This window comes from Chryseobacterium sp. W4I1, assembly GCF_030816115.1.
Classification (GTDB): Bacteria; Bacteroidota; Bacteroidia; order Flavobacteriales; family Weeksellaceae; genus Chryseobacterium.
Window position 1 is genome coordinate 729283 of the sequence record NZ_JAUSXQ010000001.1, and the last position, 25534, is coordinate 754816.

The following is a 25534-nucleotide window of genomic DNA, read 5'->3' on the forward strand; positions in this document are numbered from 1 at the left end:
AATGGCATTTCTATACGATACCCTTTTACAGGAATTTGGAAAAAGAGCCATTTCTCAGGTTCCGGTTCCAACACAAATTTCGGATAATTTGAAATTCAGCCAAAGACCTTATCAGCAGGAAGCATTTCAGCGTTTTATTCTTTGCCACTCAGAAAATTTTGCTGGCAAACCGCATAAACCGCTTCATCTGCTGTATAATATGGCAACAGGGAGTGGGAAAACTTTGGTCATGGCAGGTTTGCTGCTTTATTTGTATGAAAAAGGATACCGGAATTTCCTGTTTTTTGTCAACAGTAATAATATCATCCAGAAAACCAAAGACAACTTTCTTAATCCTCAAACATCTAAATATTTGTTTAGCAATAAAATTGTCATCAATGGGAAAGAAATTTTACTGAAACAGGTTGATAACTTTGATGAAGCCGATGATGAGAATATCAATATCAAATTTACAACCATTCAGCAGCTGCACACTGATTTAAACAATACCAAAGAAAACAGTGTTACCTACGAAGATTTTACAGATAAAAGAATAGTGATGATTGCCGATGAAGCACATCATTTAAGCAGTGGTACCAAGAACGGAAATCTCTTCGGAAGCTGGGAAGAAACAGTTTTGAAAATCCTTCACCAGAGTTTTGACAATATCCTTTTGGAATTTACGGCAACTCTGGATTATGAAAGCCGGGAAATTATCAATAAATATAAGGACAAAGTTATTTATAAATATGACCTTTCGCACTTCAGGACAGATAAGTTTTCTAAAGAAATCAATCTTGTCCGTTCTTTGTATGACGAGAAAGAACGTGTTATTCAGGCTTTGATTCTTAATTTGTACCGCCAGGAACTGGCAACGATTAATAATATCAATTTAAAACCCGTGATTCTTTTCAAAGCAAAAAAGACGATCAAAGAATCTGAGCAGAATAAAGAAAATTTCCATCAGCTCATTGAAGAGTTTTCAGAAACAATGCTGGGAAAAATCAAAAAAACGTCTACTGTTCCCATTGTTCAAAAGGCTTTTCAGTTTTTTGAGGCCAAAAATATTTCATTGAATGACATGGTAAAACGAATTCAAACGAATTTCCGGGAAGAAAACTGCCTGAGTGCCAATAATGATTCTGAAGCAGAGAAAAATCAAATTTTACTCAATACGCTGGAAGATGAAAATAATCCGATTCGTGCGGTATTTGCTGTTCAGAAGCTGAATGAAGGATGGGATGTCCTCAATTTGTTTGATATTGTAAGATTATATGAAGACCGTGACGGAAAAGACGGAAATCCAGGTAAAACAACACTTTCGGAAGCACAGCTGATCGGTCGTGGAGCAAGATATTATCCTTTTGCACTGGAAGTTGGAGAGGATAAATTTATTCGGAAATATGATGATGATATTTCAAATGATTTAAAAATACTGGAAGAACTATATTATCACACCAAAGAAGACAGCCGTTATATTTCGGAACTGAAAAAAGCTTTGGTAGAAACAGGAATTTATGAAGATGAAGCGAATCTTGAAACCAAACAGTTAAAACTGAAACCAATATTCAAAAAATCAGACTTATATAAAAAAGGATATGTTTTCTCCAATAAAAAATTACCGAAAAACTTTAATAAGGTAAATTCTTTCACTGACTTCAATATTAACAAAACCAATTACCGGCATCAGCTTTCTTCGGGTGGTGGAAGAGTTTCCAGCGTATTTTTTGAATTAGAAAATCCGGTTTCTTTTGATGAGGTTATAAAGACTAGAGATGTTGAACTTAAGAATATCCCGAAACATATTATCAGACATGCCCTGGGCCAGAATCCGTTTTATTATTTTGATAATCTTTCCCATTATTTTCCCAACATTTCGTCACTTTCAGTTTTTATTGAAGATAAAGAATATTTAGGTGATTTGGAAATTACATTCACAGGAAGTTATAACCGTCTTCAGGAACTTTCACACTTTGATTATCTTCAGGCGTTGAATGGTCTTTTACAAAACCTGGAAGCAGATATTAAAAATAATTCTACAGAATATGAAGGCTCAGAATATTATCCACAACCTATTCATCAGGTTTTCAGGGATAAGGAAATCAGGGTGGCTAAAGGTAATGAAAGAGCAAAAGGGCAGGAAGAATTAGTTTCAAATGAATCCTGGTATGCATACAATGCCAATTACGGAACCATTGAAGAAAAGAAATTTGTAGAATTGTTTTCCAGACGTTTTGAAGGGTTCAGCCAGAAATTTGAAAATATTCATCTGATCCGAAATGAAAGAGAGATTAAAATCTTTGATAAATATGGTCGTGCTTTTGAACCCGATTTTATTTTATTTTGTAATCAAAAAAGGGAAGAGCAATTAACGTTTCAGGTATTTATAGAACCTAAAGGAACTCATTTGATAGGCTACGACAAATGGAAAGAGGATTTTCTGAAAGTAATCGGGAATGAAAAAAAATCTATTAAAATCTATACAGATACCTACAAGATTACAGCCGTGCCATTCTATAATTATGGAAATGAAAATGAATTTAAAAGAGCTTTAGAAAGTACCTTCGAAATTTAAAAATCACGCACTTGAATTTAAAATAAAATTCATATCTTTGCACCCACTTTTTGTGTGAAAGGTTTGAAGAGTAAATTATTATAAACTAATTACTTCCGTATTTTTTAGATCCACATTTGTTCAGACCATTAAAAAAGAAGGAATACAAATTTTATTAGAAAATGTCAAAAGAGACAAATTCAGCAGAGGTTTTATTAAACCAAAACGTAGCACCGGAACAATTTGATTGGGATTCTTTCGAATCAGGTCTTGATGCAGACGCAAGAAAAGAAAAGAGCGATTTAGAAGAAATCTACAACGGATCTTTAAGCAGTTTAAATGATAACGACGTTATCACTGGTAAAGTTGTAAGATTAACTGATAAAGAAGCTATCGTAGACATCGACTTTAAATCAGAAGGTGTTATTTCTCTTAACGAATTCCGTTACAACCCAGGCCTTAAAGTAGGTGATGATGTTGAAGTAATGGTAGACAGAAGAGAAGACAAAACTGGACAATTACAGTTATCTCACAGAAAAGCTAGAACGCTTAAAGCTTGGGATAGAGTAAACGAGCTTCACGAAACTGGAGAAATCGTTAACGGTTTTGTTAAGTCTAGAACTAAAGGAGGTATGATCGTTGACGTTCACGGAATCGAAGCATTCTTACCGGGTTCTCAAATTGATGTTAAGCCAATTAAAGATTACGATCAGTTCGTAGGTAAAACTATGGAGTTCAAAGTTGTGAAAATCAACCCTGAGTTCAAAAACGTAGTAGTATCTCACAAAGCATTGATCGAAGCAGATATCGAAGGTCAGAAAAAAGAAATCATCGCTCAGCTTGAAAAAGGTCAGGTTCTTGAAGGTACTGTTAAGAATATTACTTCTTACGGTGTATTCATTGACTTAGGAGGTGTAGATGGATTGATCCACATTACAGACCTTTCTTGGTCTAGAGTGAACCACCCATCTGAAATCCTGGAAGACGGACAAACTGTGAAAGTGGTTATCCTTGATTTTGATGACGAGAAGACAAGAATCCAGTTAGGTATGAAGCAATTAGAAGCTCATCCTTGGGATGCTCTTTCTGCTGACATGAAAGTTGGTGATAAAGTAAAAGGAAAAGTAGTAGTTCTTGCTGACTATGGTGCATTCGTAGAGATTGCTCCAGGTGTAGAAGGATTAATCCACGTTTCTGAAATGTCTTGGTCTACTCACTTAAGATCTGCAGGTGATTTCGTGAAAGTAGGTGATGAAGTTGAAGCTGAAGTATTAACTTTAGATAGAGAAGACAGAAAAATCTCTCTTGGTATCAAGCAATTGTCTAAAGATCCATGGGAAAATATCGAAACTAAGTATCCATTAGGATCTAAGCATGTAGGAACTGTAAGAAACTTCACTAACTTCGGTGTATTCGTAGAGTTAGAAGAAGGGATTGACGGATTGATCTACATCTCTGACCTTTCTTGGACTAAGAAAATCAAGCACCCATCTGAATTCTGTGCAGTTGGTGATAAATTAGATGTTGTTGTTCTAGAACTTGACATCCAGGCTAGAAGATTATCTCTAGGTCACAAGCAACTTCAGGAAAATCCTTGGGATAAATTCGAAACTAAATATGCTGAAGGTACGATCCACGCTGGTAAAGCTGTAGAGGTTCACGATAAAGGAGCTTCTGTACAGTTTGAAGACGTAGAAGTAGAAGCTTTCTGCCCATCAAGATTATTAGAGAAAGAAGATGGATCTAAAATCAAGAAAGGTGAAGATGCTCAGTTCAAAGTAATCGAATTCAACAAAGAGTTCAAAAGAGTAGTAGTATCTCATACTGGTATCTTTAGAGACGAAGAGAAGAAAAACGTAAGAGAATCTTCTAACAACAGATCTAATAATACATCTTCTTCAAACAACGAAGAAAGATCAACTCTTGGAGATATCGATGCATTAGCAGAATTGAAAAGAAAAATGGAAGAAGGTAAATAATCTTCAACTCCATTTGATCATATGAAGCCGCTCATTTGAGCGGCTTTTTTGTTTTTAATCATTAAGAAATAATTATTTGATGGAATTAAATGTTTTTTTTATTGATTTTTAGAATCAATTAAGGTTAATGAAAGGTTAATGATTAAAAATATTCAATTATGAATAAGATTAATATTATTTTTAATTCATCAAATCTAAATATTAACTTATGAAAAAAACATTTTTATTTTTCTTCTCCGTATTGCTTATGTCATTGAGTTCCATGAAAGGGCAGACGGATTATGTTATCTGTATTGATAACGGATCTACCATCAGTGATAGCCGTTTTAAGGAAATGAAACTTACCGCTGTTAAATTAATTGAACGTCTTATGGCTTGTAATTCAAAGAACAGATATGCTGTGGTTCATTATGGTGCAGGTTTTAATAGCGGGCCAAGCTTGGGGCTTATTCCTAGAATATATATTGAAAGTGATTTTACTAATTCTACATTTCCAGACCCCTATGTTACGAGAAGGCTTAATTATGGCCAGCATCTGCATGAGGCTTTAGGATTAATAGGAAATGCACTAGACGGTAGTTATAACCCGGAAATTGTAAGTCCACAGACTTCTTTACATAAAAATGGAAGTTCCAAATTTGTCGTTGTAGTTATTACAGATGGCGCCAGAAATAGCGGTGATCTTTCTACAGGCTCCTACCTGGTAAATTATTATGACACAGGATTGAATGATCCGGGGGCTTTTAAAAATGTTACAGATTTTAAAATCGATAGACAAGCTAAAATTGCCATGATCCATATGAGTCCCAATGGCTCATCTACGGCTGCGGGAGCTTCTATTACAAGTGTAGGAGGATCTTATACTGGAGTAGTGGAGAATAATACGAATGATCCTGATTACGGTATATTACCAAGACTTTATTATCCCAGGAATTACTCTTTTATTTTTGATTCAGTTTCAGAGATGCCTCAATTTAATGAGCTGGTTAATAATATTTGTAGCGGACCAATGTCATATGGAGGAACTCTTAAATTTTTCTATGAATTTTCTGCCTGCAGTATGCCACTTGATTTTAATATTCAAGGCGAGTTCACTCTCCCTCCGGGATCTACATTGTTGAATAATAAATTAGTTGTCAGAGATATCAGTACAGGAATTGATTATGGAATTTCTACAACGGCGTCTGTTGCCGGCAATCATATTAACTATCATTTTTATCCTTCAGACATTAATATTCCTCCAGGGTCGACGAGTAAATATAAATTTATAATGACAATACAGCATAGTATACCGGGTGGAGGATCTACGGAAGCTATAAGCTGGAATAATTACCCTTTCTTTCCCTATGATCTGGATCTGAGCGGTTTTTGTACAAGAAATGCCTCAGAAGTATCGCAAGGCGCGCTTAAGCTTACTCCTAATCCTACAGATGGGGCATTTAAAGCTATATTGGACAAAGAAATTGGATCTGGAAAGTTGGAGATATTGGACCTTAACGGCAATACATTATTTATCAAAACGATAAAAGGGAAAATCTTTGATGCTGATCTAAAAACTCAGCGACAAGGAATATATATTGTAAAAGTGACCTCAGATAAAAACGAAATTTTTACAGGTAAAATTATCAAGAAATAATAAGTACGCAAAGAAATAACAAGCAAGGCTGTCTGAAAAGGCAGCTTTTTGTTTTGGAATTTTGCATGAATGAATTTAATCGGAATGGTTAACAAGATAAGAAATTGATTAATTATTCTTTGAACAGAATATCTATTCCTGCTTATTATCGATCTGATAAATTATAAATGATGGGATTTAATTTTATGTAACGGTTTATTTTTTATAATAATTTATTTAATGGGAATTTTGGATGTGAATTATTTGTATATTAGCGCCTTTAATAGTAAAAATGAAAAAGATAACTCTACCTCTTTTATTTGCTGCATTCGCAGTTTTTCCTTCTTCATTGTTTTCTCAAGATAACGGAAAACTGATTAAGGATTATATTTCTCAAAACAAGATAAGAGAATATAAGAAAAATGATCTTACTAATTTTGTTATAGAGAATGTTGATTCTTCAAAATCAATGAATGGAGATGTAGTCAAGTTTCAACAGATGTATAATGGTATTCCTGTTTATAACTCTGCAGGAACAGTGCTGGTTAAGGATAATAAAATTGTCTATTATTCAGACAACTTTCTAAAGGATTATACCCTGTCTACTTCAAGTACTGCTGGTATAACCAAGGAAACTGCATTACAGGCAATAGCTGCCCATCTGGGTTCTGCAAAGGTTGCAGCTCTACCGATTATGGCATTCTTTGAAAAAGGGACTAATAAACTCATTGCTGCAAAACAGCGGTTGGTATATACTATAGATCAGAATCAAAATCTGAGACTAGCTTATGAATATCTACTACATGAACCTAAAACAACAAATCACTGGAATATTTTGGTAGATGCTAATACAGGGAAAATCCTAGATAAGATTAATCTAAATCTTTCATGTAATTTCCATGGTGAGGCATATGCTCATGATGAGAATACGATGGCATCCTTTCCACAAGTAGAAAATGCATACCGTTCCAGCAGCAATAATCTTATCACTTTGGCGCCGGATAATGCTTCATATAATGTTTTTCCATTACCGGTAGAATCTCCTACATTTGGTTCCAGAGCAGTGGTAACCAATCCCTGGATTCTTGCTTCCTCACCCGAAGGATGGCATTCTAATGTAACTACACATTATACTACTACAAGAGGAAATAATGTATATGCTTACGATGATAAAGATGATGATGAACTTACTTTTGGAACTTCTCCAGATGGAGGGACGTCCAGAAACTTCAATTTCCCATATAATCCAACAGCTTTAACCTCTTCAAATCTATCGGCAGCTACAACTAACTTATTTTATATAAGTAATATGGTACACGATATTTTTTATAAATTCGGATTTACCGAATCTGCAAGAAACTTCCAAAGTAATAATTTTGGTAATGGCGGTTTAGACGATGATGAGGTTTTTGCACAGTCACAAGATGGCGGAGGGTTCAATAATGCCAATTTTGCTCCTTATCAGGATAGTTATAACCCTGTGATGCAAATGTATTTATGGCTGGGTTCAAACCGTAAACTGTTCTACAGTGCCCCTTCCGATGCTGTTGCAAGAGTTGTTAATGCAGGAGTGGCACAGTTCGGGGCTACTTTAAATGATGTTGGAATAACCGGAGATGTAAAGCTGGCAAGCATTATTGACGGATGTACAGCATTACCTGCCGGTGAAATGACAGGTAAAATTGGACTTATAGAAAGAGGAGGTGGTGCAAATTGTGGTTTTGCTGTGAAAGTAAAAAATGCACAGAATGCAGGAGCAATCGGGGCTATTATTTATAACAATACAGCAAACGGTTCCACTTTAGGTAATATGGGAGGTGATGACCCTACCATCATAATACCTTCAATATTGATTACCAATGCTGAAGGAGAGTTTATCAAAACCAAACTAGCTGCAGCTACTACAGTAACTGTTGGCTTGAGAGCAGATACAAAATATGACGGAAGTTTTGATAATGGAATCGTTACCCATGAATATGGCCACGGTATTTCAAATAGACTGACAGGAACGGGATCTAACTGTTTAAATAAATATAATGATAAAGAGCAGATGGGTGAAGGGTGGTCAGATTTCTTTGCTTTGATGTTAACAAATAAACCTGGTGACAATGCCTCAGTAGCCAGAGGTATGGGAACATATCCTATCGGCCAAGCAACTACAGGCGGAGGTATCAGGCCAGCTAAATATTCTCCTGATTTTGCTATTAATGATTTTACTTATGGAGATACTAACGGAATGGAATTTAGTGATGGTACTCAATTGGTAGCAGATGCACATTCTATCGGCTTTATCTGGGCAACCATGCTTTGGGATCTACACTGGAAATATGTTGAAAAATACGGATATGCATCTGATGTAACTGCAAATGCCAATAGTGGAAGCGCCAGAGTGCTTCAGCTGGTAACAGACGCTTTGAAGCTTCAGCCATGCAACCCAACTTTTATTGACGGAAGAAATGCAATACTGCAGGCTGAATTGGCAACAACAGGCGGAGTAGATAAATGTATGATCTGGAGAGTTTTTGCAAAAAGAGGTTTAGGAGCAGGGGCTACAGCAGGATCTATGACCAATATCAATGATCAGACTGAAAGCCTTACCCTTCCGGAAGGATGTTCTGCATTATCTACAGACGAGGTTAAGGCTGTCAAAAATAAAATATCTATCTATCCAAACCCTGCTAAGGATGAGTTCTACATCAACTTCCCTGGCAGTATGATGGGTAAAGTAAGCCTTGAGATTTATGATATGTCAGGAAAGCTGGTTTCTTCAGAGGATAAGATTTCTCCTGAGGCTAAGAAAGCTGTTTCTACAAATAATTTAGTAAACGGAACCTATATGGTGAAAGTAAAAGGCCTAGGCTTTGAATCTTCATCAAAGGTAATCGTTAAGAAATAATCACTTAAAATATTTATTTTTTTTGAAAATCGCCGCAAGCTCTGCTTGCGGCGATTTTATTTATCTATCATATTAACGTCTCAGGTTATTTCAATTAATATATTGTAACTTTGCCGGCTGTTAAAAAATTATGAAGAAGAAAAATATACTCAAAGGAGTTTTATTCGTAGGAATTGGGGCTAGTATATACGGAATGCTGGCTACATTTGTCAAAAAAGCTTATATAGATGGTTATACCACTTCAGAAGTTACCACATCCCAGTTTTTGATGGGGCTTATCGGACTTCTGCTCCTTAACTTTATCCAAACCATCACATCAAAGCAGAAGCTATCCTCACCGAGTGCCAAAGAAGTAAGAATGCTGATGCTTGCAGGAACATCATTAGGCTGTACCAGTCTGTTCTACTACATAGCAGTTCAGTATATCAACGTCTCCATAGCCATTGTGCTGTTGATGCAGTCGGTGTGGTTCAGTGTTGTTGTGGAAAGTATCATAGCAAAGAAATTGCCGAATGCGAGAAAAGTAGTTTCTGTGATCATTGTACTGGTAGGAACCATATTGGCTACAAACCTTATCAATATGGATATAGAACTTGACTGGCACGGGATATTCTGGGGTTTAATGGCTGCAGCTTCCTATACCATGACCATGTTTACATCCAATACACTGGCAACGCATCTGCCTGTATTCAGAAAAAGTATCATCATGCTTTGTGGTGGAGCAATTGTCATATTTGCATTCCTGTTTTTTGCTCAGATCGGACCGATGTATTTTGATGGTTTAAAATCATTTTATTTAAATTTTACTGAAAATACACAGCATATTCACTCCTTCAATTATTCAATATTCTGGACGTACGGATTTGTTTTAGCTTTGTTTGGAACCATTATTCCGCCTATCTTGTTCAATATCGGTTTCCCGAATGCGGGACTTGGATTGGGAAGTATTGTTTCCTCGCTAGAACTTCCTGTTTCAGTGACTATGGCTTTTGTTTTATTGGATGAAAAAGTGATATTATTACAGTGGGTAGGAATTATCCTGATCCTTTTTGCTATTGTTCTCATGAATCTGCCTTCAAAAACAGAAGTTAGTGCAGTGGAATTGTCTTAAAAATTGATAATTAAATTAAAAATATAAGTTAGAAACCGTTCCTTTTGGAGCGGTTTTTTTAATTTTAATATTTAAAACAAAGTTTAAAATGAAATATTTTGTAAAGACAGCATCAGTAATAATCCTATCAGTACCGGTGTTATTATTTTCACAGATAAAACCTCTGGATGCAATGCTATCTGAATATCAATATCCATATGAAGTTCATTACTTAGATCTTAAGTCTCAGAACAATGATCTCAAAATGGCGTATATGGATGTACAGCCCCAAAAGCCAAACGGAAAAACAATAATGCTTCTCCATGGAAAAAATTTTAATGGGGCTTATTGGGAGAAAACAGCAAAAGATCTTTCGGGTAAAGGATTCAGAGTGATTATTCCCGATCAGATAGGATTTGGAAAATCTTCTAAACCGAAAAGCTACCAGTTTTCATTTTCACAACTCGCCGAAAATACCAAAGCTATATTAGATCAGCTTCATATAGATAAAACAATAGTTCTGGGGCATTCCATGGGAGGAATGGTCGCAACACGATTTACCCTTCTTTATCCTGAGAAAGTGCAGAAGCTCATTCTCGAAAATCCGATTGGACTTGAAGATTATAAAACATTTGCTGCTTATCAGACCGTAGATCAGGCATACCAGTCGGAACTTAAAAATACGGCAGAAACCTATAAAAACTATCAGTTGAAATTCTATTACGATAATAAATGGAAAAATGAATATCAGCCCTGGCTGGATCTTATTGTCGGATGGACACTGCATAAAGATTATCCGCAGGTAGCCTGGGATGCTGCTCTGACTTCTGATATGATCTATAACCAGCCGGTCTGTTATGAATTTAAAAACATTAAAACTCCCACACTGCTTATTATAGGAACGAGAGACAGAACGGCAATTGGAAAAGACAGAGCTCCAAAGGAACTCCAGCCTAAAATGGGACAGTATCAGGAACTGGGTAAAAAAGCGCAGCATGAAATTGCGGGATCCAAATTAGTTGAACTGGAAAATGTAGGACATCTTCCTCACATAGAAGTGTATCCAAAATTTTTCACTGCCCTGTATGATTTTATAAAATAGAACCTGAATGTTTCATAGCTAGTGAATCATACAGTATGAGGCATAATAAAAAGAGACTGCTCAAATATGAACAGTCTCTTTTTGTATGTATTGTTGTCTGAATTACTTTTTCTTGTAAGCAGCGTCTTTGATTCTAGCTTTCTTACCTCTAAGGTCTCTGAAGTAATAGATTCTAGATCTTCTAACTCTACCTCTTCTGTCAACTTCAATTTTCTGAAGTGCAGGCATATTGATAGGGAATACTCTTTCTACACCTACATCACCACTCATTTTTCTGATGGTAAAAGTTTTTGTAGCTCCAGTACCTCTCAATTGAATAACGGTACCTTTGAAGAACTGAGTTCTTGTTTTTTGTCCTTCTTTAATTTCGTAATACACAGTAATTGTGTCTCCTGCTTTGAATTCAGGGAAATCTTTTTTAGTAATGTACTGATCTTGTACGTACTTTAATAAATCCATTTTTAATAAAATAAAATGTTAAAGCTAAGCAACTTACACGTTCTTCGTCAGAGGTTGAATAACAGGTCGCAAAGATACAAAATAGTTTTTAATTCCACCAAATAATTAATGTACTAAAAACTATAATTTTTTTACTCCCAAACTGCCTGAAAGTTAACGGTTCTTTCAAGTTCCCATCAGGTACAGTTTATATAGGATTTCTACTTTTGCCCGAAATTAAAAAATTAAGTAATTATTTTCTTAACGGATTGATTTACAAAATGAAATAAAACTATAAAAAAAGTAAACCACTATGAAACATTATCTCTTCTTTTTCTGTTTTGCCGTCCAGATGGCATTCGGGCAGGCTCTTTTTCCTTACCTGCAGAATCCGACCCCCAATTCGATGATTGTCAATTGGAAAACATCATCCAACAACGAAACAACTGTGATCTACGGAACGTCTCCAACCAGTCTGAATGTGACGGTTACCGGAACCACAAATATTTTTTCTGATACAGGTTATAATAACAACTATTATTATCATACGGCAAAAGTAGCAGGTCTGCAGCCAAATACGAAATACTATTATAAGATAAAGACAGGAACCAGCGAATCGGCGGTTTATAATTTCAGAACACTTCCTCTGCCGGGACAGCCCGCCACTACAGATGGAAAAATACGTTTCCTCATTATGGGAGACAACCAGATCAAGGCAGAACCAAGGTATGATACCCTTACTCTGAATGCATTCAAAAAATTAAAACAGAAATTTGGAGCAAGTTCTGATCCCTCAGATAATATTGCCCTTACTTTTATGGTAGGAGATCAGGTTGACGTGGGAACACTGGATCATTATGAAAATGTACATTTTAAAAAGAACATTCAATTATCACCTTATCTTCCTATTCAGACTACCGTAGGAAACCATGAAACGTACGGAACTCTTGGCATGAATTCTTATTATGCCCATTTCTATATTGATGAAATTAAATATAAAAATATAGCTTCCGGAAATGAAAATTATTATGCCCAACAAGCCGGAAATGTTCTGTTTGTAAGCTTAAGTTCTGAACATACGGGAACTGAACAGCAAACCTGGCTTTCACAGATTTTAAATGAAGCTAATAATGATCCAACAGTTGACTGGATCATCTCTTTGAGTCACAGACCCTATCAGGCAGAGCAGTATGTAGGTGATATTTCTACCTGGGTAAGAAACAATGCAGTACCGTTGCTGACGACTTCCAGTAAATATCTAATGCATGTTGGAGCTCACCATCACTTATACCACAGAGGCCAGCTGAAAGAAACCCCGAATTACCAGATCATTTCCGGAGGAACGGCATGGGACCAGTATTGGGGAATGTCCAATGAGCAGGATTTTGATGATGTACAAAAAACGCTTACAGACTGGACATACCAGATCGTAGAAGTAGACGTACAGACCGGAAAAGTAGATATAGAATGTTACTCCATTGGAGGAGTGTATAATAGGAAGTACAATGAATTGGTAGATACTTTTCACCGGTATAAAAATCAGCCGAAACCTTCAAAACCTTCTATTACCAATACTTTCTCAACTTCAGTTACTTTACCTTTGACTCTTGATGGAAGTGCTTTTGCATCAACTAATGGAGAACTTTTGAATACAACCCAATTCCAGATCAGTAAGGCAGCCAATTTTTCAGTTATTGAAAAAGAATTTTACCGTGATTATGAAAACTGGTTTGGAAAAGAAGGCAATGGGACGCCGGACAAAACGAAAAACTTAAATGCCGGACTTGATATTACAAAAGCAACAATCCCTGCCAATTCTATTTCCAACGGAACGTATTACGTAAAAGTTCGTTACAGAGACAGAAATCTGGAATGGAGTGACTGGAGTGAGGTAAAACAGTTTGTAGTAACCGGAAGTGTGGTGTCCAATCCTACATTTGCATTAGATAAAACTGAATATACGCAGGCTGAACCTATTACGGCCACTTATACAGGAGGACCAGGAAACCAGCAGGACTGGGTAGGAATCTATAAAAAAGGACAGACCCCTGCTACAACTACTTCTCAGAGTTTCCTTTATACCAATGGGCAGACGGCAGGAACCGCTGTTTTTACAAGTGGTTTAGCTAATAAAGGGCAATATTTTGCAGGTTTCTTTGCGAACGGAGGTTACACAGAAATCACAGGGAGAAAAAACTTTTATGTAGGGCCTAAAGTTCAGCTGCAAACGACCGCAGATACTTATCCGGTGGGTGGAACGGTTGTCATTAATTATAGCAACGGACCCAATCTGGTAAAAGACTGGATAGGAATTTATAAAATGGGACAGACGCCGGGAACTAATAATTCTATCAAATGGAGCTATGTAACGACACCGTCAGGAACGCTGAATTTTACAGGTCTCCCGAAAGGATATTATTATGCTCAATATCTTCTTGAAGACGGCTATACGGGAATAGGGGATAAAGTATTTTTTAAAGTAGGGGATATAGTGACCGATTTATGGATCAATAAACCGGTTTATACACTAGGTGAGAATATTACCGCTTCATGGACGGATTCTCCGGGAATTATCAAAGACTGGCTGGGAATCTATCCTCAGAGTGTTCAGACTCCTGATGATAACTTTGTTTCTTATACCTATTTCGATGGGGTTACCCAGGGAACAAAAACAATCCAGGGAACAGCACTGCCTACAACGCCGGGTAATTATTATATGGTGATGTTCACCAATGATTCTTATACGGAAGTTTCAAACAGAAAACAGTTTCAAGTGACCTCCGGAACTCTGGGAACTGAAGAAACAAAAAGTACCGAGAAAAATGTAGTTTTATACCCGAATCCAACGAAACCCGGTGAGCCTACATTTATCAAAAGTGATTACCCCATCGAGAAAATTGAACTGGTATCTGCAACCGGACAGTTGTTGTATGAATCCAAAAACATCAACAACCAGCGTTTTTCCCTGGTTAACGAAAACCTTCCGAAAGGAGTTTATTTCGTGAAAGTTCACACAAGAAAGCTGTTTACTTTAAAACTTGTGATACAGTAAATAACAGTACATAAATAATAAAAAATCGGCCATTATAAATGGCCGATTTTCATTAAAATTTAGAAAATATTTTAAAAATCATACAGAAGATCATCTTCCTGAATAGTTGTGCTCATAATACTGTAAACATCCTGATCTTCAACCTCTGCAAGGATTTTAGAATCCTGGATAAGCTTTCCTTCAGGACTATATACTTTTAAAAGGATCCATTTTCCGCTTCGTTCCAGTTCCTTTAAACCGGAATCTGTTTTATATTTAATTTTTCCGCTCTGAAGTATTCCGTCTTTTACAACTGCTTTATTAGCAGGTTTGCCTTTCGTATACTGTATAATCTGCGATGTGAAACCTTCTGTTTCGTCTAAAGGCTGGGTATAGGTGTAAGTAATATTCCCTTTTTCATCATAAACAGTAGAATCATATCCTGTCTGTTTCGCATTCAGTTTTTTCTCATATTTCACCTTTCCATCTTCCATGAATGATTTTGAAACTACCAGAATACCATCTTTATAAAGCTTTTCGCTGGGTTCTTCATATAAAGTGCCATTGTAAGGCATATCATCTTTGTAGGTTAAAGTCCCTTTCACCCTTCCGTCCGGAAAATAATATTTGATCTCCTGTGTCATATTATCCTTTAGTACTCTTTCAGAAGACAACTTTCCATTTTCGTCAAAATATTTATTCAGGATGGTAGAACCGTTTTTATAAACATCAATGGCGGTAAAACTGGAAAAATCATAATTAAACTGATAATCCTCCCCATCCTGAGGTTTGTAATAATTGGATTCTTTATCATAAACATAGATAAGATTCCCTATTTTCTGGCCTGTTTCGTCATACGTTGTTTTATAGCCGTCTTTTTTGTTTTTCTTATCTTCCTGAAGGATCTTTCCGTTTTTTGAGTAAATGATGCTTTCCGTTATCGTTCCGTCACCCTTTTGCTTTTCAATTTTAGATACCCTCATCGGATTATAATAATATTCTACCAGAACATTACCGTCAGAGCTTCCTGCATTATTCGTTCCAATATATTTACCTTTTTCACCGTAATATTTTGTCTCGTATTTACCTTTACTGTCGGCATTTATTTCGTAACGGATTCCTTTGATATCCTCATCATAAACTATGGTTTTGAAAGAGTCGGAGCTTTCATAAACAGTAATGCTGTTATACAGAGATGAAACTTCCGGATCTTTATAAGTGTACATTTTTCCCTTAAAAGTACCATCTGCCTTATACACAAGATCTTCCAAAGGTCTTCCTTTATCATCAAAAGTCTGGGATGGGCCTATCTGCTTTCCGCATGAAAAAGTTCCTGTACTTACCACTTTACCTTCTGGGCTGTACCAGGTTACCTTGCCATCATAAACCTCACTCCCGGGTGTAGCATCAGAGACTAAACCTTCCATCTGAAGTTGACCATTTTTATAGAAATCCTTTATTAGAGTAAGTTTACCCTTAGTTTCCGTTTCCCGGTAAAATTCCATTTTATCCTGAGTCGTTTTTTCCCAGTTTTCATCAAAATAGATTTTTTCCTGAGCACAAATACTGATGCTTAGTACCAATGCAAGAACTGCGTAAGTAAATAATCTTTTCATGTTTTTATTATAGTTTTAAATAATTTGAATTAAGTGTAGAGTTTTGTTTATACGGAAGCCTGTGAATATCAATAAAATATAAAGTATGAATTTATTTAACGCTAATGGCAATTAATAATTAATTTTATAAACATTTTTGTGGTATCAAATATAAATCAATTTGCTGAGAAATAAATAAAAATTCACCCCGTAAAATCACGGAAAAACATTGGTAGAGATTAATATTTTAAGACTGCGAGAAAATAGTGAATCAAGGAATTTATCTTGAATAAAATGCATTTCTACCTTTTTATAAACCTATCAATTCCGAAAACTTTATATCCGTAAAGAGAAAACATTCCCAACAGCATGATAAACAATATCTGTGAGAGGAAAAGAAGTAGGTCAGCCATGTAGCTGTCCCTCGGGTGAGTTCCGATCTTTGAATTATACCGTGAACAGGAATTGCTGAATAAGTGAAAAATCATCATAAAATTCAAATAAATTCCTAAGTACCATAAATATGAGAAAATTTATTAAATTTAGCGGACAGAAAAATCTAATATTTCATGATAGATAAAAGAGTAAAAAATGCAAAGGAAGCCATAGAAGGTATTCAGGATGGAATGACTTTAATGCTGGGTGGATTTGGTCTTTGCGGGATCCCTGAAAACTCCATTAATGCCTTGGTAGAAAGCGATGTAAAAGACTTAACGTGTATCTCCAACAATGCAGGGGTTGATGATTTCGGATTGGGATTATTGCTTCATAAAAGACAGATTAAGAAAATGATCTCTTCCTATGTAGGGGAAAATGCTGAATTTGAAAGACAGATGCTCTCCGGAGAATTAGACGTTGAGCTTACTCCACAGGGGACGCTTGCAGAAAAATGCAGGGCAGCACAGGCTGGAATTCCTGCTTTTTATACACCAGCAGGTTACGGAACAGAAATAGCAGAAGGCAAGGAAGTGAAAGATTTCCACGGAAAGCCTCACATTTTAGAACATGCATACGAAGCAGATTATTCTATCGTGAAAGCCTGGAAAGGTGATCATGCAGGAAACCTGATTTTCAAAGGATCTGCCAGGAACTTTAATCATCCTATGGCAGGGGCAGCAAAAATTACTATTGCTGAAGTAGAAGAATTGGTAGCACCGGGAGAGCTCGATCCCAACCAGATTCATATTCCCGGAATTATGATCCAGAGAATCTTTCAGGGTGAACATTTTGAAAAAAGAATTGAACAGAGAACGGTCAGAACAAAAGAATAATTTTTTTGGAAAGACAGTTTTTCACAATAAAAACAAAGCGCTGAATAGATTTCAGCGCTTTGTTTGTTTTATGCTTCAGAAACAGGCATTTTTCTTTCCCCGATCTGTTGTCTCCACATCGCATAGTACAGTCCTTTCTCTGCAATCAGATTATTATGCGACCCCATTTCTATGACTTGTCCCCGTTCAAGTACATAAATTCGGTCTGCATGCATAATCGTACTCAAACGGTGTGCAATAAGAACCGTAATCTGTTCCTTTTCTTTCGAGATATTTTTAATGGTAGATGTTATTTCCTCTTCTGTTATACTGTCAAGAGCAGAAGTCGCTTCATCAAAAATCAAGAGATGAGGTTTTCTTAAAAGTGCTCTTGCAATGGCAATTCTTTGTTTTTCTCCCCCACTCAGCTTCAGTCCACCTTCACCGATAACTGTTTCAATACCCTTTTCAGCTCTTTCCAGCAATGTGGTACAGCTTGATTTCTGCAGAGCAATCTGAAGATCAGATTCGGTAGCCTGGGGATTTACAAAAAGAAGATTTTCCTTGATGGTTCCTGCAAAAAGCTGAGTGTCCTGGGTGACAAAACCAATCTGATTTCTCAGTTCATCAAAATCAAACTCTTTTCCGTTGATCCCATTGTAAAAAATATTTCCTTCCTGAGGCCTGTAAAGTCCTACCAACAGTTTTACCAATGTGCTTTTTCCTGAACCACTGGGTCCCACAAAAGCGATGGTTTCCCCATTTTTAACATCAAATGATATATTATTTAAAGCTTTATACTGGGCAGACTGATGTTTAAAAGAAACATGTTTAAATTCCAGCTCTTCAATAGCACCGATCTGTTTTGGATGAAGAGGTTTTTCTTCCACCTCCTTCTTCATTAAGTTATCAAAATTCTGAAGAGAAGCCTCAGCCTCACGGTAAGAAATAATAATATTCCCGATTTCCTGCATCGGCCCGAAAATAAAGAAACCATAAAACATCAGCGAGAGATATTGACCCGGAGTTACAATATTTTTAAAAATTAAAAGCAACAGGGTCATTGTAATCATCTGCTGAAGAAAATTCACCATCGTTCCCTGGATAAAACTTAAAGAACGGATGCTTTTTACCTTTCTCAGCTCAAGTCCAAGAATCTTGTAGGTATTATTATTTAAGCGGATCACTTCCTGATTCGTTAATCCTAAACTTTTAACAATTTCTATATTTCTCAAACTTTCTGTTGTACTTCCGGCTAAAGCGGTAGTTTCAGAAACAATATTCTTCTGAATACTTTTAATCCTTTTGCTCAGTAAATTAGTAATAAAGGCAATCAGGAAAATCCCGCAGATATATACCGGCATAATCGACCAGTGAAGGCGGATTGCATATACCGAAACGAAAATAATACTCACTAAAATTCCGAAGAAAATATTAATAAAGCTGGTAATAAATTTTACAGAATCCTCCCTTACTTTCGTTAAAATAGACAAAGTTTCACCACTTCTCTGATCCTCAAATTCCTGAAAAGGCAGTGCCATAGAATGCTGTAAACCATCAGTAAATATTTTTGCACCAAACTTTTGAGTGATCACACTTACAGCATAATCCTGGAAAGCCTTAGCAATTCTGCTTATCATTGCAGTTCCGATCAGTAATCCCAAAAAATAAAATACACCATGATAAATTCCTTCACCGTATAAATATTGGTTCAGGTTTCTGGGTAAAAGCTTTTCCTTATCAAAAAAATTAGGATGCGTCACCAATCTATCCAGGATATTACCTGTAATGGCTGGAGCAAATAAAGAAAAAACCTGATTAATGGTTGCTAAAAGCAAAGAAAGAGCAATCAGCCATTGATAAGGCCTAAGATATTTTAAAAGTATTTTCATTTTAGTAAATAATGCTGTAAAATTAGAGATATTATTTTGACTTACAGTATTAACCTCATTGATGGTTAAGAAAAATAATATGATAAGCCTGAATGCCGGAATAGAAGGTTGAAATGCTACATATCCTTGTAAAGGCTTTAAACTTTAATAAGAATATTTTGATAATATGGTCAATTAGTGACGCTTTCCGCTCAGTAACTTCCTTCTTTCAGCAAAGCCCTTTTGTATTCAAGTGAAAAGAATTAAATTGCAGTCTAAGTTTTTACTATGCTTACAAAAGAACAAATTGCCAAAAGAATTTCAAAAGAACTGAAAGATCGTTATTATGTAAACCTGGGAATAGGTATCCCTACATTGGTCGCTAACTATGTTCCCGATGGTATTTCCGTAGAATTCCAGAGTGAAAACGGAGTTTTAGGGATGGGACCTTTTCCTTTTGAAGGAGAGGAAGATGCTGATATCATCAATGCCGGAAAACAGACCATTACTATTTTGGAAGGGGGTTCATTCTTCGATTCTGCTTTCAGTTTCGGAATGATTCGCGGTCAGAAAGTAGATCTTACCATCCTGGGAGCCATGGAAGTTTCAGAAAACGGAGACATTGCCAACTGGAAAATTCCTGGAAAAATGGTAAAAGGAATGGGAGGTGCAATGGACCTTGTGGCTTCTGCTGAGAATATTATCGTTGCCATGATGCACGTGAATAAAGCTGGGGAAAGCAAGATCCTGAAAAAATGCAGCCTTCCGCTTACGGGTGTTAACTGCGTGAAAAGAGTAGTAACCGAACTGGCAGTATTGGATGTAACTCCAGCCGGATTCAAACTGGTTGAAAGAGCTCCAGGGGTTTCAGTCGAGCACATCGTAAAATCTACAGAAGCAGATCTAATCATTGAAGGTGAGATTCCTGAAATGCAATTTTAGATAAAACAAAACCTTGTCAACGACAAGGTTTTTTTATTAATAATAATGTCTAGTCCTGAAATATCGATACACAAAAAAAGACTCGTTATGGAAGAACATTTAGAAACGGCGTACATCAAACGTACACAGAGAGATTACAATTTGAGTTTGAAGCTTCAAATTGTAAGAGAAATAGAAGCAGGAAAGTCAGGAGTCACTGAGTGTGGTAAAAAATACGGTATCCAATCACGCTCTACGATTGTTAGTTGGCTTAGAAAATATGGTACCTTTGATTGGGAAAACCAAACGTCATTTAGCATGAAAAAGACTCCGGAACAGCGTATTATGGAATTGGAAGCTGAAGTTAAACTGCTTGAAAAGCAGAAAGCATTTTTAGAGAAACAGGCTTACATTGCAGATAAAAAGGTCATATTTTTCGATATGATGATTAATCTTGCTGAGAAAGAATATGATATTGATATCAGAAAAAACTTACCATCCGAACAATCAGCCACTTCCGCAGTGAAGAAAAAGAAACGCTAATCTTTACCTGCGAATTGTTCGGATTGAATAGACAAGTCTATTATAGAAGTATCAAACGGCATAAAAGCTCACAAAGCAAAGCTTCGAAAGTGATTAAACTGGTAGAAGATATTCGCGTAAAAATGCCAAAATTAGGAGGCAGGAAGCTGTATTTTCTTTTAAAGGAACCTTTAAGGTCTTTGAAAATAGAGAGGGATAAGTTTTTTGATATTCTGAGAGCTAATCATCTACTCATAATTCCCAAGAGAAGCTATTGTATCACAACGAATTCTCATCATCGATTCAGAAAGCATAAAAACCTGATTCTGGATTATAGTATAAACAAACCCAATCAGGTTTGGGTAGCAGATATTACCTATATCGGGAATAGAAAAAAGCCAAGTTATCTAAGCCTGATAACTGATGCTTATTCCAAGAAAATCGTTGGATATCATGTTGCAGACAACCTTAATACAGAAAGCAGCCTTGTAGCATTGAGAAAGGCATTAAAGAGCAATAACATTGAAAAAGAACCACTGATCCATCATTCTGACAGAGGCTTACAATATTGTTCAAATGAGTATCAAAGGATTTTGAAAAAGCATCAATTAAAATGCAGTATGACACAGAATTCCGACCCTTACGAAAATGCTGTTGCAGAGAGAGTGAATGGTATTTTAAAACAAGAATTTGATATCGATAAATATGATATTGAAACTTCCCTTAGAAGAACAATAGTCAATGAAGCTATTGGAATTTATAATGAATTACGACCTCATTTTTCGAATCATTATTTAACCCCAAATCAAATGCATAAACAAAAAGAAGTCAAAATGAAAACTTATAAAAGCAAAAACCAAAGCAAAAACAAATTTGCTCTGGTTTAATTATTTATTTTTGTCCTTGAATCTGTATCGGATTTTCAGGACTAGTCATATTTTTGAGCCATTCTAACTGACATAGGAAAATGTAGCGTTAAGAAAATAAAATCTGTGAACGTTAAGAAAATTCTACTGTTTGAAGCGCGAGACAAATTTTGAACCGAAGAACAAATAATGAATTCGCGCAAGTTTTAGAATTTTTAGAGATCAGGATTTATTTTTAGCGAAAGTTTCCAAGTCTTGAATTTTTGTTTCTTTTGTTTCAAGACAAAAGAAAAGAATAAATAGTAATCAGAGATTTTCCCCTCGCAGATTTAGCAGATGATACAGATTTTTCTCATTGTAAATGTTCTCAAAAAGTGTTATGAAAAACACTATTTAACCGACATAGGAAAATGTAGCGTTAAAAAAATATATCCTGTGAACGTTAAGAAAATTCTACTGTTTGAAGCGCGAGATAAATTTTGAACCGAAGAACAAATAAAGAATTCGCGCAAGTTTTAGAATTTTTAGTGAACAGGATTTATTTTTAGCGAAAGTTTCCAAGTCTTGAATTTTTGTTTCTTTTGTTTCAAGACAAAAGAAAAGAATAAAATTAAATTAAGTTCTAACTTCATTTATTTCCCATCCTGCGCCCCAAAAACCTTCTGTAAAATAGAAGTTGTTCTCATTGCCGGAGTATTTCGGATTCCGCTTTCCTTGTCAGCTACCATCTTGAATACCCCGTTAATAGTTTCAGTGGTAACATATTCATTAAGATCGGTCGTTACAGACTGTCCTGTAAAAGTATTGTACTTTGAAATCAGGTTTTTCCATACCGTATCTGCACCCACTTTTCCCAATGAAGCTTTTACCTTTGGCTGGAAGGCTGTAAACAACTGACTTTGTGTTTTGGTCTGTAAATAATTGGTCGCTGCATTATCACTGCTTAATAAAATATTTTTAGCATCCGTGATCGTCATTGAAGTAATGGCTTTGGTAAAAATAGGAGCGGCTTCTGTTACCGCATCCTCAGCAGCTCTGTTTAATAATTTTACTCCTTCATCAGCAAGACTTCCCATTCCCAGAGAGCGGAGTGTGGTATCAATTTTTCTTAGTTTTTCTGGCATTAAGATTTTTACCGCTTCATTCTTTAAGAATCCGTCTGTCAAAGCCAGTTTCTTCACACCATCAGTTACCCCAAGGCTTAACGCTTCCTTTAATCCTGAAGAAATCTGCGTTGAGGTTAAACTTCCCAGATTAACAGGAGAGGTTTTAGTAGTAGTGGTGGTATTAGTTGTAGCAGTGGTTGTTGTAGAACTTTTAGGTTTTGATGGATTATCAAGGTCAACACCGGTTTTGGTTTTAACGGTAGATTTGATAATGTCTAAGAGCTGTGCCTGTGAGGAAACTGAAAGTAACAGGGCAGCAGCGAATAAAATATTTTTTCTCATTGTATCTTTTTTGCAAATTTAGATGTTTTATTATTTAATAAGTTAAATCACCAAAGAGTTTTAGAAAATAATTATATTAGCTAAAACCTTAATCTAACCTAAATGCGACGTTTTCTTTTTATATTTTCTGCTCTTTTTTCTACTGCCTTTTCTGCTCAAAAGAGACCGAATTTAATCCCTTACCCCCAAAGTGTAACCATGCAGAATGGGAAATTTGTAATTCCAGAAACATTGATCCTGAATGATAAGCTGCCAAAAGAAGAAACAGAATATTTAAAAAAACGTCTCGGTTCCATGGTCAAATTTCAATCCAGTAGCAGTACGGAAAAAGTGCATGTGATGCACATGCTGGTTCCGCAGCCGAAAGTTCCCATTAATCCTGAAGGTGATAAAGAAAAATATACTATTGATATTTCTCCCAAAAGAATTTTTATCAGTTCCTATACTAAGCAAGGTTATTTCCTGGCCCTTCAGACATTGATTCAGCTGTTTGAAGAGCACAAAGAAGACCGGGAAATACCAACTATGGAAATTAGCGACAGTCCGAAATTTGCCTGGCGCGGAATGCATCTGGACGTTTGTCGCCATTTCTTTAATGTTGATGAGGTTAAACAATACATTGATTATTTAGCTATGTATAAGCTGAATACCTTTCACTGGCATCTTACAGATGATCAAGGCTGGAGAATTGAAATTAAAAAATATCCAAAACTTACCCAAATTGGTTCAAAACGTAAAGAATCGATGATGGGTGCTTATGTTGATAATACTTTTGACGGAAAGCCTTACGGCCCTTATTTTTATACTCAGGAACAGATTAAAGAGGTCATTAAATATGCCCAGCAAAGACACATTACTATTGTTCCGGAAATAGAAATGCCGGGTCATGCTTTAGCTGCATTATCTGCTTATCCGGAACTCGCGTGTACAAAAGGACCTTTTGAAGCAGCTACAAAATGGGGCGTTTTTGATGATGTTTTCTGCCCGAAAGAAGAGACATTCACTTTTCTTGAAAATGTTCTTGATGAAGTTATTGCGCTGTTTCCATCACAATATATCCATATCGGAGGTGACGAATGTCCGAAAACAAGATGGAAAGAATGTGCCCACTGTCAGGAACTGATTAAAAAAAATAATCTCAAAGACGAACATGGCTTACAAAGCTATTTCATCCAAAGAATTGAAAAATATGTCAACAGCAAAGGCCGGAAAATCATCGGTTGGGATGAAATTCTTGAAGGCGGCCTGGCCCCAAATGCTGCAGTGATGAGCTGGACGGGTGTGAATGGGGGAATAGAAGCCGCAAAATCAGGACACTTCGCTGTAATGACTCCGGGAGCTTATTGCTATTTCGATCATTATCAGGGCGACCCACAGTCTGAACCTAATGCTTTTGGAGGTTTTACCCCTTTAGATAAAGTATATTCCTACAATCCTGTTCCTGCAGAACTCAATGCAGAACAGGCAAAATATATTATGGGCGTTCAGGCCAATTTATGGACAGAATATATCACAGATTTTAAACAAGTGCAGTATATGATATTCCCTAGACTGATGGCACTTTCCGAAGTAGGATGGGGAACGGCAGATCCTAAAAATTATAAAGAATTTGAAGACAGGGTAATCAATCAGTTCAAAGTTCTGGATCAAATGAAAGTCAATTATGCAAAAAGCATTTACAACATTTCTAGTAAAGTAATTCCTGCTAATAATGGTATTTCTTACGAACTGACTGTATCACAAGATCCAAAGGGAATCCGATATACAACAGATGGAACAGAACCCTCAATAAATTCACAGGTTTATCAGGGACCAATTGCTGTTTCAAAATCTTTAACCGTTAAATCTGCTTATTTTGCAGATGGGAAACTGAAAAGTGCAGTTTCTTCACAGGAATTTACCATTTCAAAAACGACTGGAAAAAAGATTACGTTAGAACAACAGCCAAGTGAAAACTATTCTTTCGGCGGAGCTTTTACCTTGGTAGATGGAATTATCGGAAACACAAGACAGTTAGGAAAAACATGGCTGGGCTTTCAGGGGAAAGATGTCATTGCAACCATTGATCTTGGACAGAAAACATCATTTTCAGAAGTTTATTTTAATACCTTGGAAAATAAGGGAAGCTGGATTCATCTTGCAAAATCTGCACAAATCTTTGTTTCTGATGATGGTAAGAACTTCAAAATAATCAAAGAAATTGGGAAAGACGAAATCCAGAACTCAAAAGGAAAAATAAAGCTGAATGTAGGAACCCAGAATTCAAGATACATCAAACTAAAAATAGAAAACGCAGGAATTATTCCTTCAGGAAACCCCGGAGCAGATTCAAAAGCGTGGTTGTTTGTTGATGAAATTGGTGTAAATTAGAGATGAA

The 25534-nt window shown here is 36.2% G+C and carries 16 protein-coding genes; 12 read left to right on the forward strand and 4 right to left on the reverse strand.

Translation table 11 applies throughout. The features are described from left to right. Position 1: 1 nt before the first annotated feature. The 6 genes from QF044_RS03410 to QF044_RS03435 all read left to right on the forward strand — a co-directional run bounded on the left by QF044_RS03410 (position 2) and on the right by QF044_RS03435 (position 11215). Positions 2 to 2554 (forward strand): DEAD/DEAH box helicase family protein, encoded by a 2553-nt coding sequence (locus QF044_RS03410; RefSeq protein ID WP_307263661.1) that lies wholly within the window; start codon positions 2 to 4, stop codon positions 2552 to 2554. A gap of 161 nt (positions 2555 to 2715) precedes the next feature. Further along, positions 2716 to 4512, forward strand: coding sequence for a 30S ribosomal protein S1 (gene rpsA, locus QF044_RS03415; RefSeq protein ID WP_307263664.1), 1797 nt, complete (start codon positions 2716 to 2718; stop codon positions 4510 to 4512). Between the two features lie 208 nt (positions 4513 to 4720). Next, positions 4721 to 6148 (forward strand): T9SS type A sorting domain-containing protein, encoded by a 1428-nt coding sequence (locus QF044_RS03420; RefSeq protein WP_307263667.1) that lies wholly within the window; start codon positions 4721 to 4723, stop codon positions 6146 to 6148. Between the two features lie 271 nt (positions 6149 to 6419). Further along, on the forward strand, positions 6420 to 9023 hold the full coding sequence (locus tag QF044_RS03425) for a T9SS-dependent M36 family metallopeptidase (RefSeq protein ID WP_307263671.1): 2604 nt from the start codon (positions 6420 to 6422) through the stop codon (positions 9021 to 9023). Positions 9024 to 9153: 130 nt separating this feature from the next. Then, the gene (locus QF044_RS03430) at positions 9154 to 10134 is read left to right on the forward strand and encodes a DMT family transporter (protein ID WP_307263673.1); all 981 of its coding nucleotides are present in this window, start codon (positions 9154 to 9156) and stop codon (positions 10132 to 10134) included. 88 nt (positions 10135 to 10222) lie between these two features. Then, entirely contained in the window at positions 10223 to 11215 is a 993-nt protein-coding gene (locus tag QF044_RS03435; protein WP_307263674.1) for an alpha/beta fold hydrolase, read from the forward strand. A gap of 102 nt (positions 11216 to 11317) precedes the next feature. On the opposite strand, the gene rplS is transcribed toward QF044_RS03435, so the two are convergent. Continuing rightward, a complete protein-coding gene (gene rplS, locus QF044_RS03440) occupies positions 11318 to 11674 on the reverse strand; it encodes a 50S ribosomal protein L19 (protein ID WP_034704964.1) in 357 nt (118 codons plus the stop codon). Positions 11675 to 11966: 292 nt separating this feature from the next. Between rplS and QF044_RS03445 the strand changes: the two genes are divergently transcribed. Next, positions 11967 to 14705: a fibronectin type III domain-containing protein gene (locus QF044_RS03445; RefSeq protein ID WP_307263676.1), complete on the forward strand. Its 2739-nt coding sequence runs from the start codon at positions 11967 to 11969 to the stop codon at positions 14703 to 14705. A 71-nt stretch (positions 14706 to 14776) separates the two neighbouring features. Here the strand turns inward: QF044_RS03445 and QF044_RS03450 are convergent, their stop codons facing one another. Continuing rightward, the gene (locus QF044_RS03450; protein ID WP_307263678.1) at positions 14777 to 16300 is read right to left on the reverse strand and encodes a membrane-binding protein; all 1524 of its coding nucleotides are present in this window, start codon (positions 16298 to 16300) and stop codon (positions 14777 to 14779) included. A 548-nt stretch (positions 16301 to 16848) separates the two neighbouring features. On the opposite strand from QF044_RS03450, the gene QF044_RS03455 reads away from it, so the two are divergent. After that, positions 16849 to 17550, forward strand: coding sequence for a CoA transferase subunit A (locus QF044_RS03455; RefSeq protein ID WP_307263680.1), 702 nt, complete (start codon positions 16849 to 16851; stop codon positions 17548 to 17550). Positions 17551 to 17618: 68 nt separating this feature from the next. On the opposite strand, the gene QF044_RS03460 is transcribed toward QF044_RS03455, so the two are convergent. Further along, positions 17619 to 19421, reverse strand: a complete 1803-nt coding sequence (locus tag QF044_RS03460; protein ID WP_307263682.1) for an ABC transporter ATP-binding protein — start codon at positions 19419 to 19421, stop codon at positions 17619 to 17621. Between the two features lie 267 nt (positions 19422 to 19688). Between QF044_RS03460 and QF044_RS03465 the strand changes: the two genes are divergently transcribed. The 3 genes from QF044_RS03465 (at position 19689) to QF044_RS03475 (ending at position 21730) form a co-directional block, all read left to right on the forward strand. Next, entirely contained in the window at positions 19689 to 20342 is a 654-nt protein-coding gene (locus QF044_RS03465; RefSeq protein WP_307263685.1) for a CoA transferase subunit B, read from the forward strand. Positions 20343 to 20429: 87 nt separating this feature from the next. Further along, positions 20430 to 20864, forward strand: a complete 435-nt coding sequence (locus QF044_RS03470; RefSeq protein ID WP_307263687.1) for a helix-turn-helix domain-containing protein — start codon at positions 20430 to 20432, stop codon at positions 20862 to 20864. Positions 20865 to 20887: 23 nt separating this feature from the next. Beyond that, complete coding sequence (locus QF044_RS03475; RefSeq protein WP_307263688.1) at positions 20888 to 21730, forward strand: IS3 family transposase; 843 nt, start codon at positions 20888 to 20890, stop codon at positions 21728 to 21730. A gap of 611 nt (positions 21731 to 22341) precedes the next feature. On the opposite strand, the gene QF044_RS03480 is transcribed toward QF044_RS03475, so the two are convergent. Further along, complete coding sequence (locus QF044_RS03480) at positions 22342 to 23157, reverse strand: DUF4197 domain-containing protein (RefSeq protein ID WP_307263690.1); 816 nt, start codon at positions 23155 to 23157, stop codon at positions 22342 to 22344. 102 nt (positions 23158 to 23259) lie between these two features. Here QF044_RS03480 and QF044_RS03485 point away from each other — a divergent pair, with 102 nt between their 5' ends. Further along, the gene (locus QF044_RS03485) at positions 23260 to 25527 is read left to right on the forward strand and encodes a family 20 glycosylhydrolase (protein ID WP_307263692.1); all 2268 of its coding nucleotides are present in this window, start codon (positions 23260 to 23262) and stop codon (positions 25525 to 25527) included. Positions 25528 to 25534 lie beyond the last annotated feature (7 nt).

Excerpts from the sequence above, each read along its gene's own strand:
- rpsA (WP_307263664.1), top strand. The coding sequence starts at position 2,716 with ATGTCAAAAGAGACAAATTCAGCAGAGGTTTTATTAAACCAAAACGTA.
- QF044_RS03485 (WP_307263692.1), top strand. The coding sequence starts at position 23,260 with ATGCGACGTTTTCTTTTTATATTTTCTGCTCTTTTTTCTACTGCCTTT.
- rplS (WP_034704964.1), bottom strand. The coding sequence starts at position 11,674 with ATGGATTTATTAAAGTACGTACAAGATCAGTACATTACTAAAAAAGAT.
- QF044_RS03420 (WP_307263667.1), top strand. The coding sequence starts at position 4,721 with ATGAAAAAAACATTTTTATTTTTCTTCTCCGTATTGCTTATGTCATTG.
- QF044_RS03455 (WP_307263680.1), top strand. The coding sequence starts at position 16,849 with ATGATAGATAAAAGAGTAAAAAATGCAAAGGAAGCCATAGAAGGTATT.
- QF044_RS03460 (WP_307263682.1), bottom strand. The coding sequence starts at position 19,421 with ATGAAAATACTTTTAAAATATCTTAGGCCTTATCAATGGCTGATTGCT.
- QF044_RS03410 (WP_307263661.1), top strand. The coding sequence starts at position 2 with ATGGCATTTCTATACGATACCCTTTTACAGGAATTTGGAAAAAGAGCC.
- QF044_RS03425 (WP_307263671.1), top strand. The coding sequence starts at position 6,420 with ATGAAAAAGATAACTCTACCTCTTTTATTTGCTGCATTCGCAGTTTTT.
- QF044_RS03435 (WP_307263674.1), top strand. The coding sequence starts at position 10,223 with ATGAAATATTTTGTAAAGACAGCATCAGTAATAATCCTATCAGTACCG.
- QF044_RS03465 (WP_307263685.1), top strand. The coding sequence starts at position 19,689 with ATGCTTACAAAAGAACAAATTGCCAAAAGAATTTCAAAAGAACTGAAA.
- QF044_RS03470 (WP_307263687.1), top strand. The coding sequence starts at position 20,430 with ATGGAAGAACATTTAGAAACGGCGTACATCAAACGTACACAGAGAGAT.
- QF044_RS03445 (WP_307263676.1), top strand. The coding sequence starts at position 11,967 with ATGAAACATTATCTCTTCTTTTTCTGTTTTGCCGTCCAGATGGCATTC.
- QF044_RS03450 (WP_307263678.1), bottom strand. The coding sequence starts at position 16,300 with ATGAAAAGATTATTTACTTACGCAGTTCTTGCATTGGTACTAAGCATC.
- QF044_RS03480 (WP_307263690.1), bottom strand. The coding sequence starts at position 23,157 with ATGAGAAAAAATATTTTATTCGCTGCTGCCCTGTTACTTTCAGTTTCC.
- QF044_RS03430 (WP_307263673.1), top strand. The coding sequence starts at position 9,154 with ATGAAGAAGAAAAATATACTCAAAGGAGTTTTATTCGTAGGAATTGGG.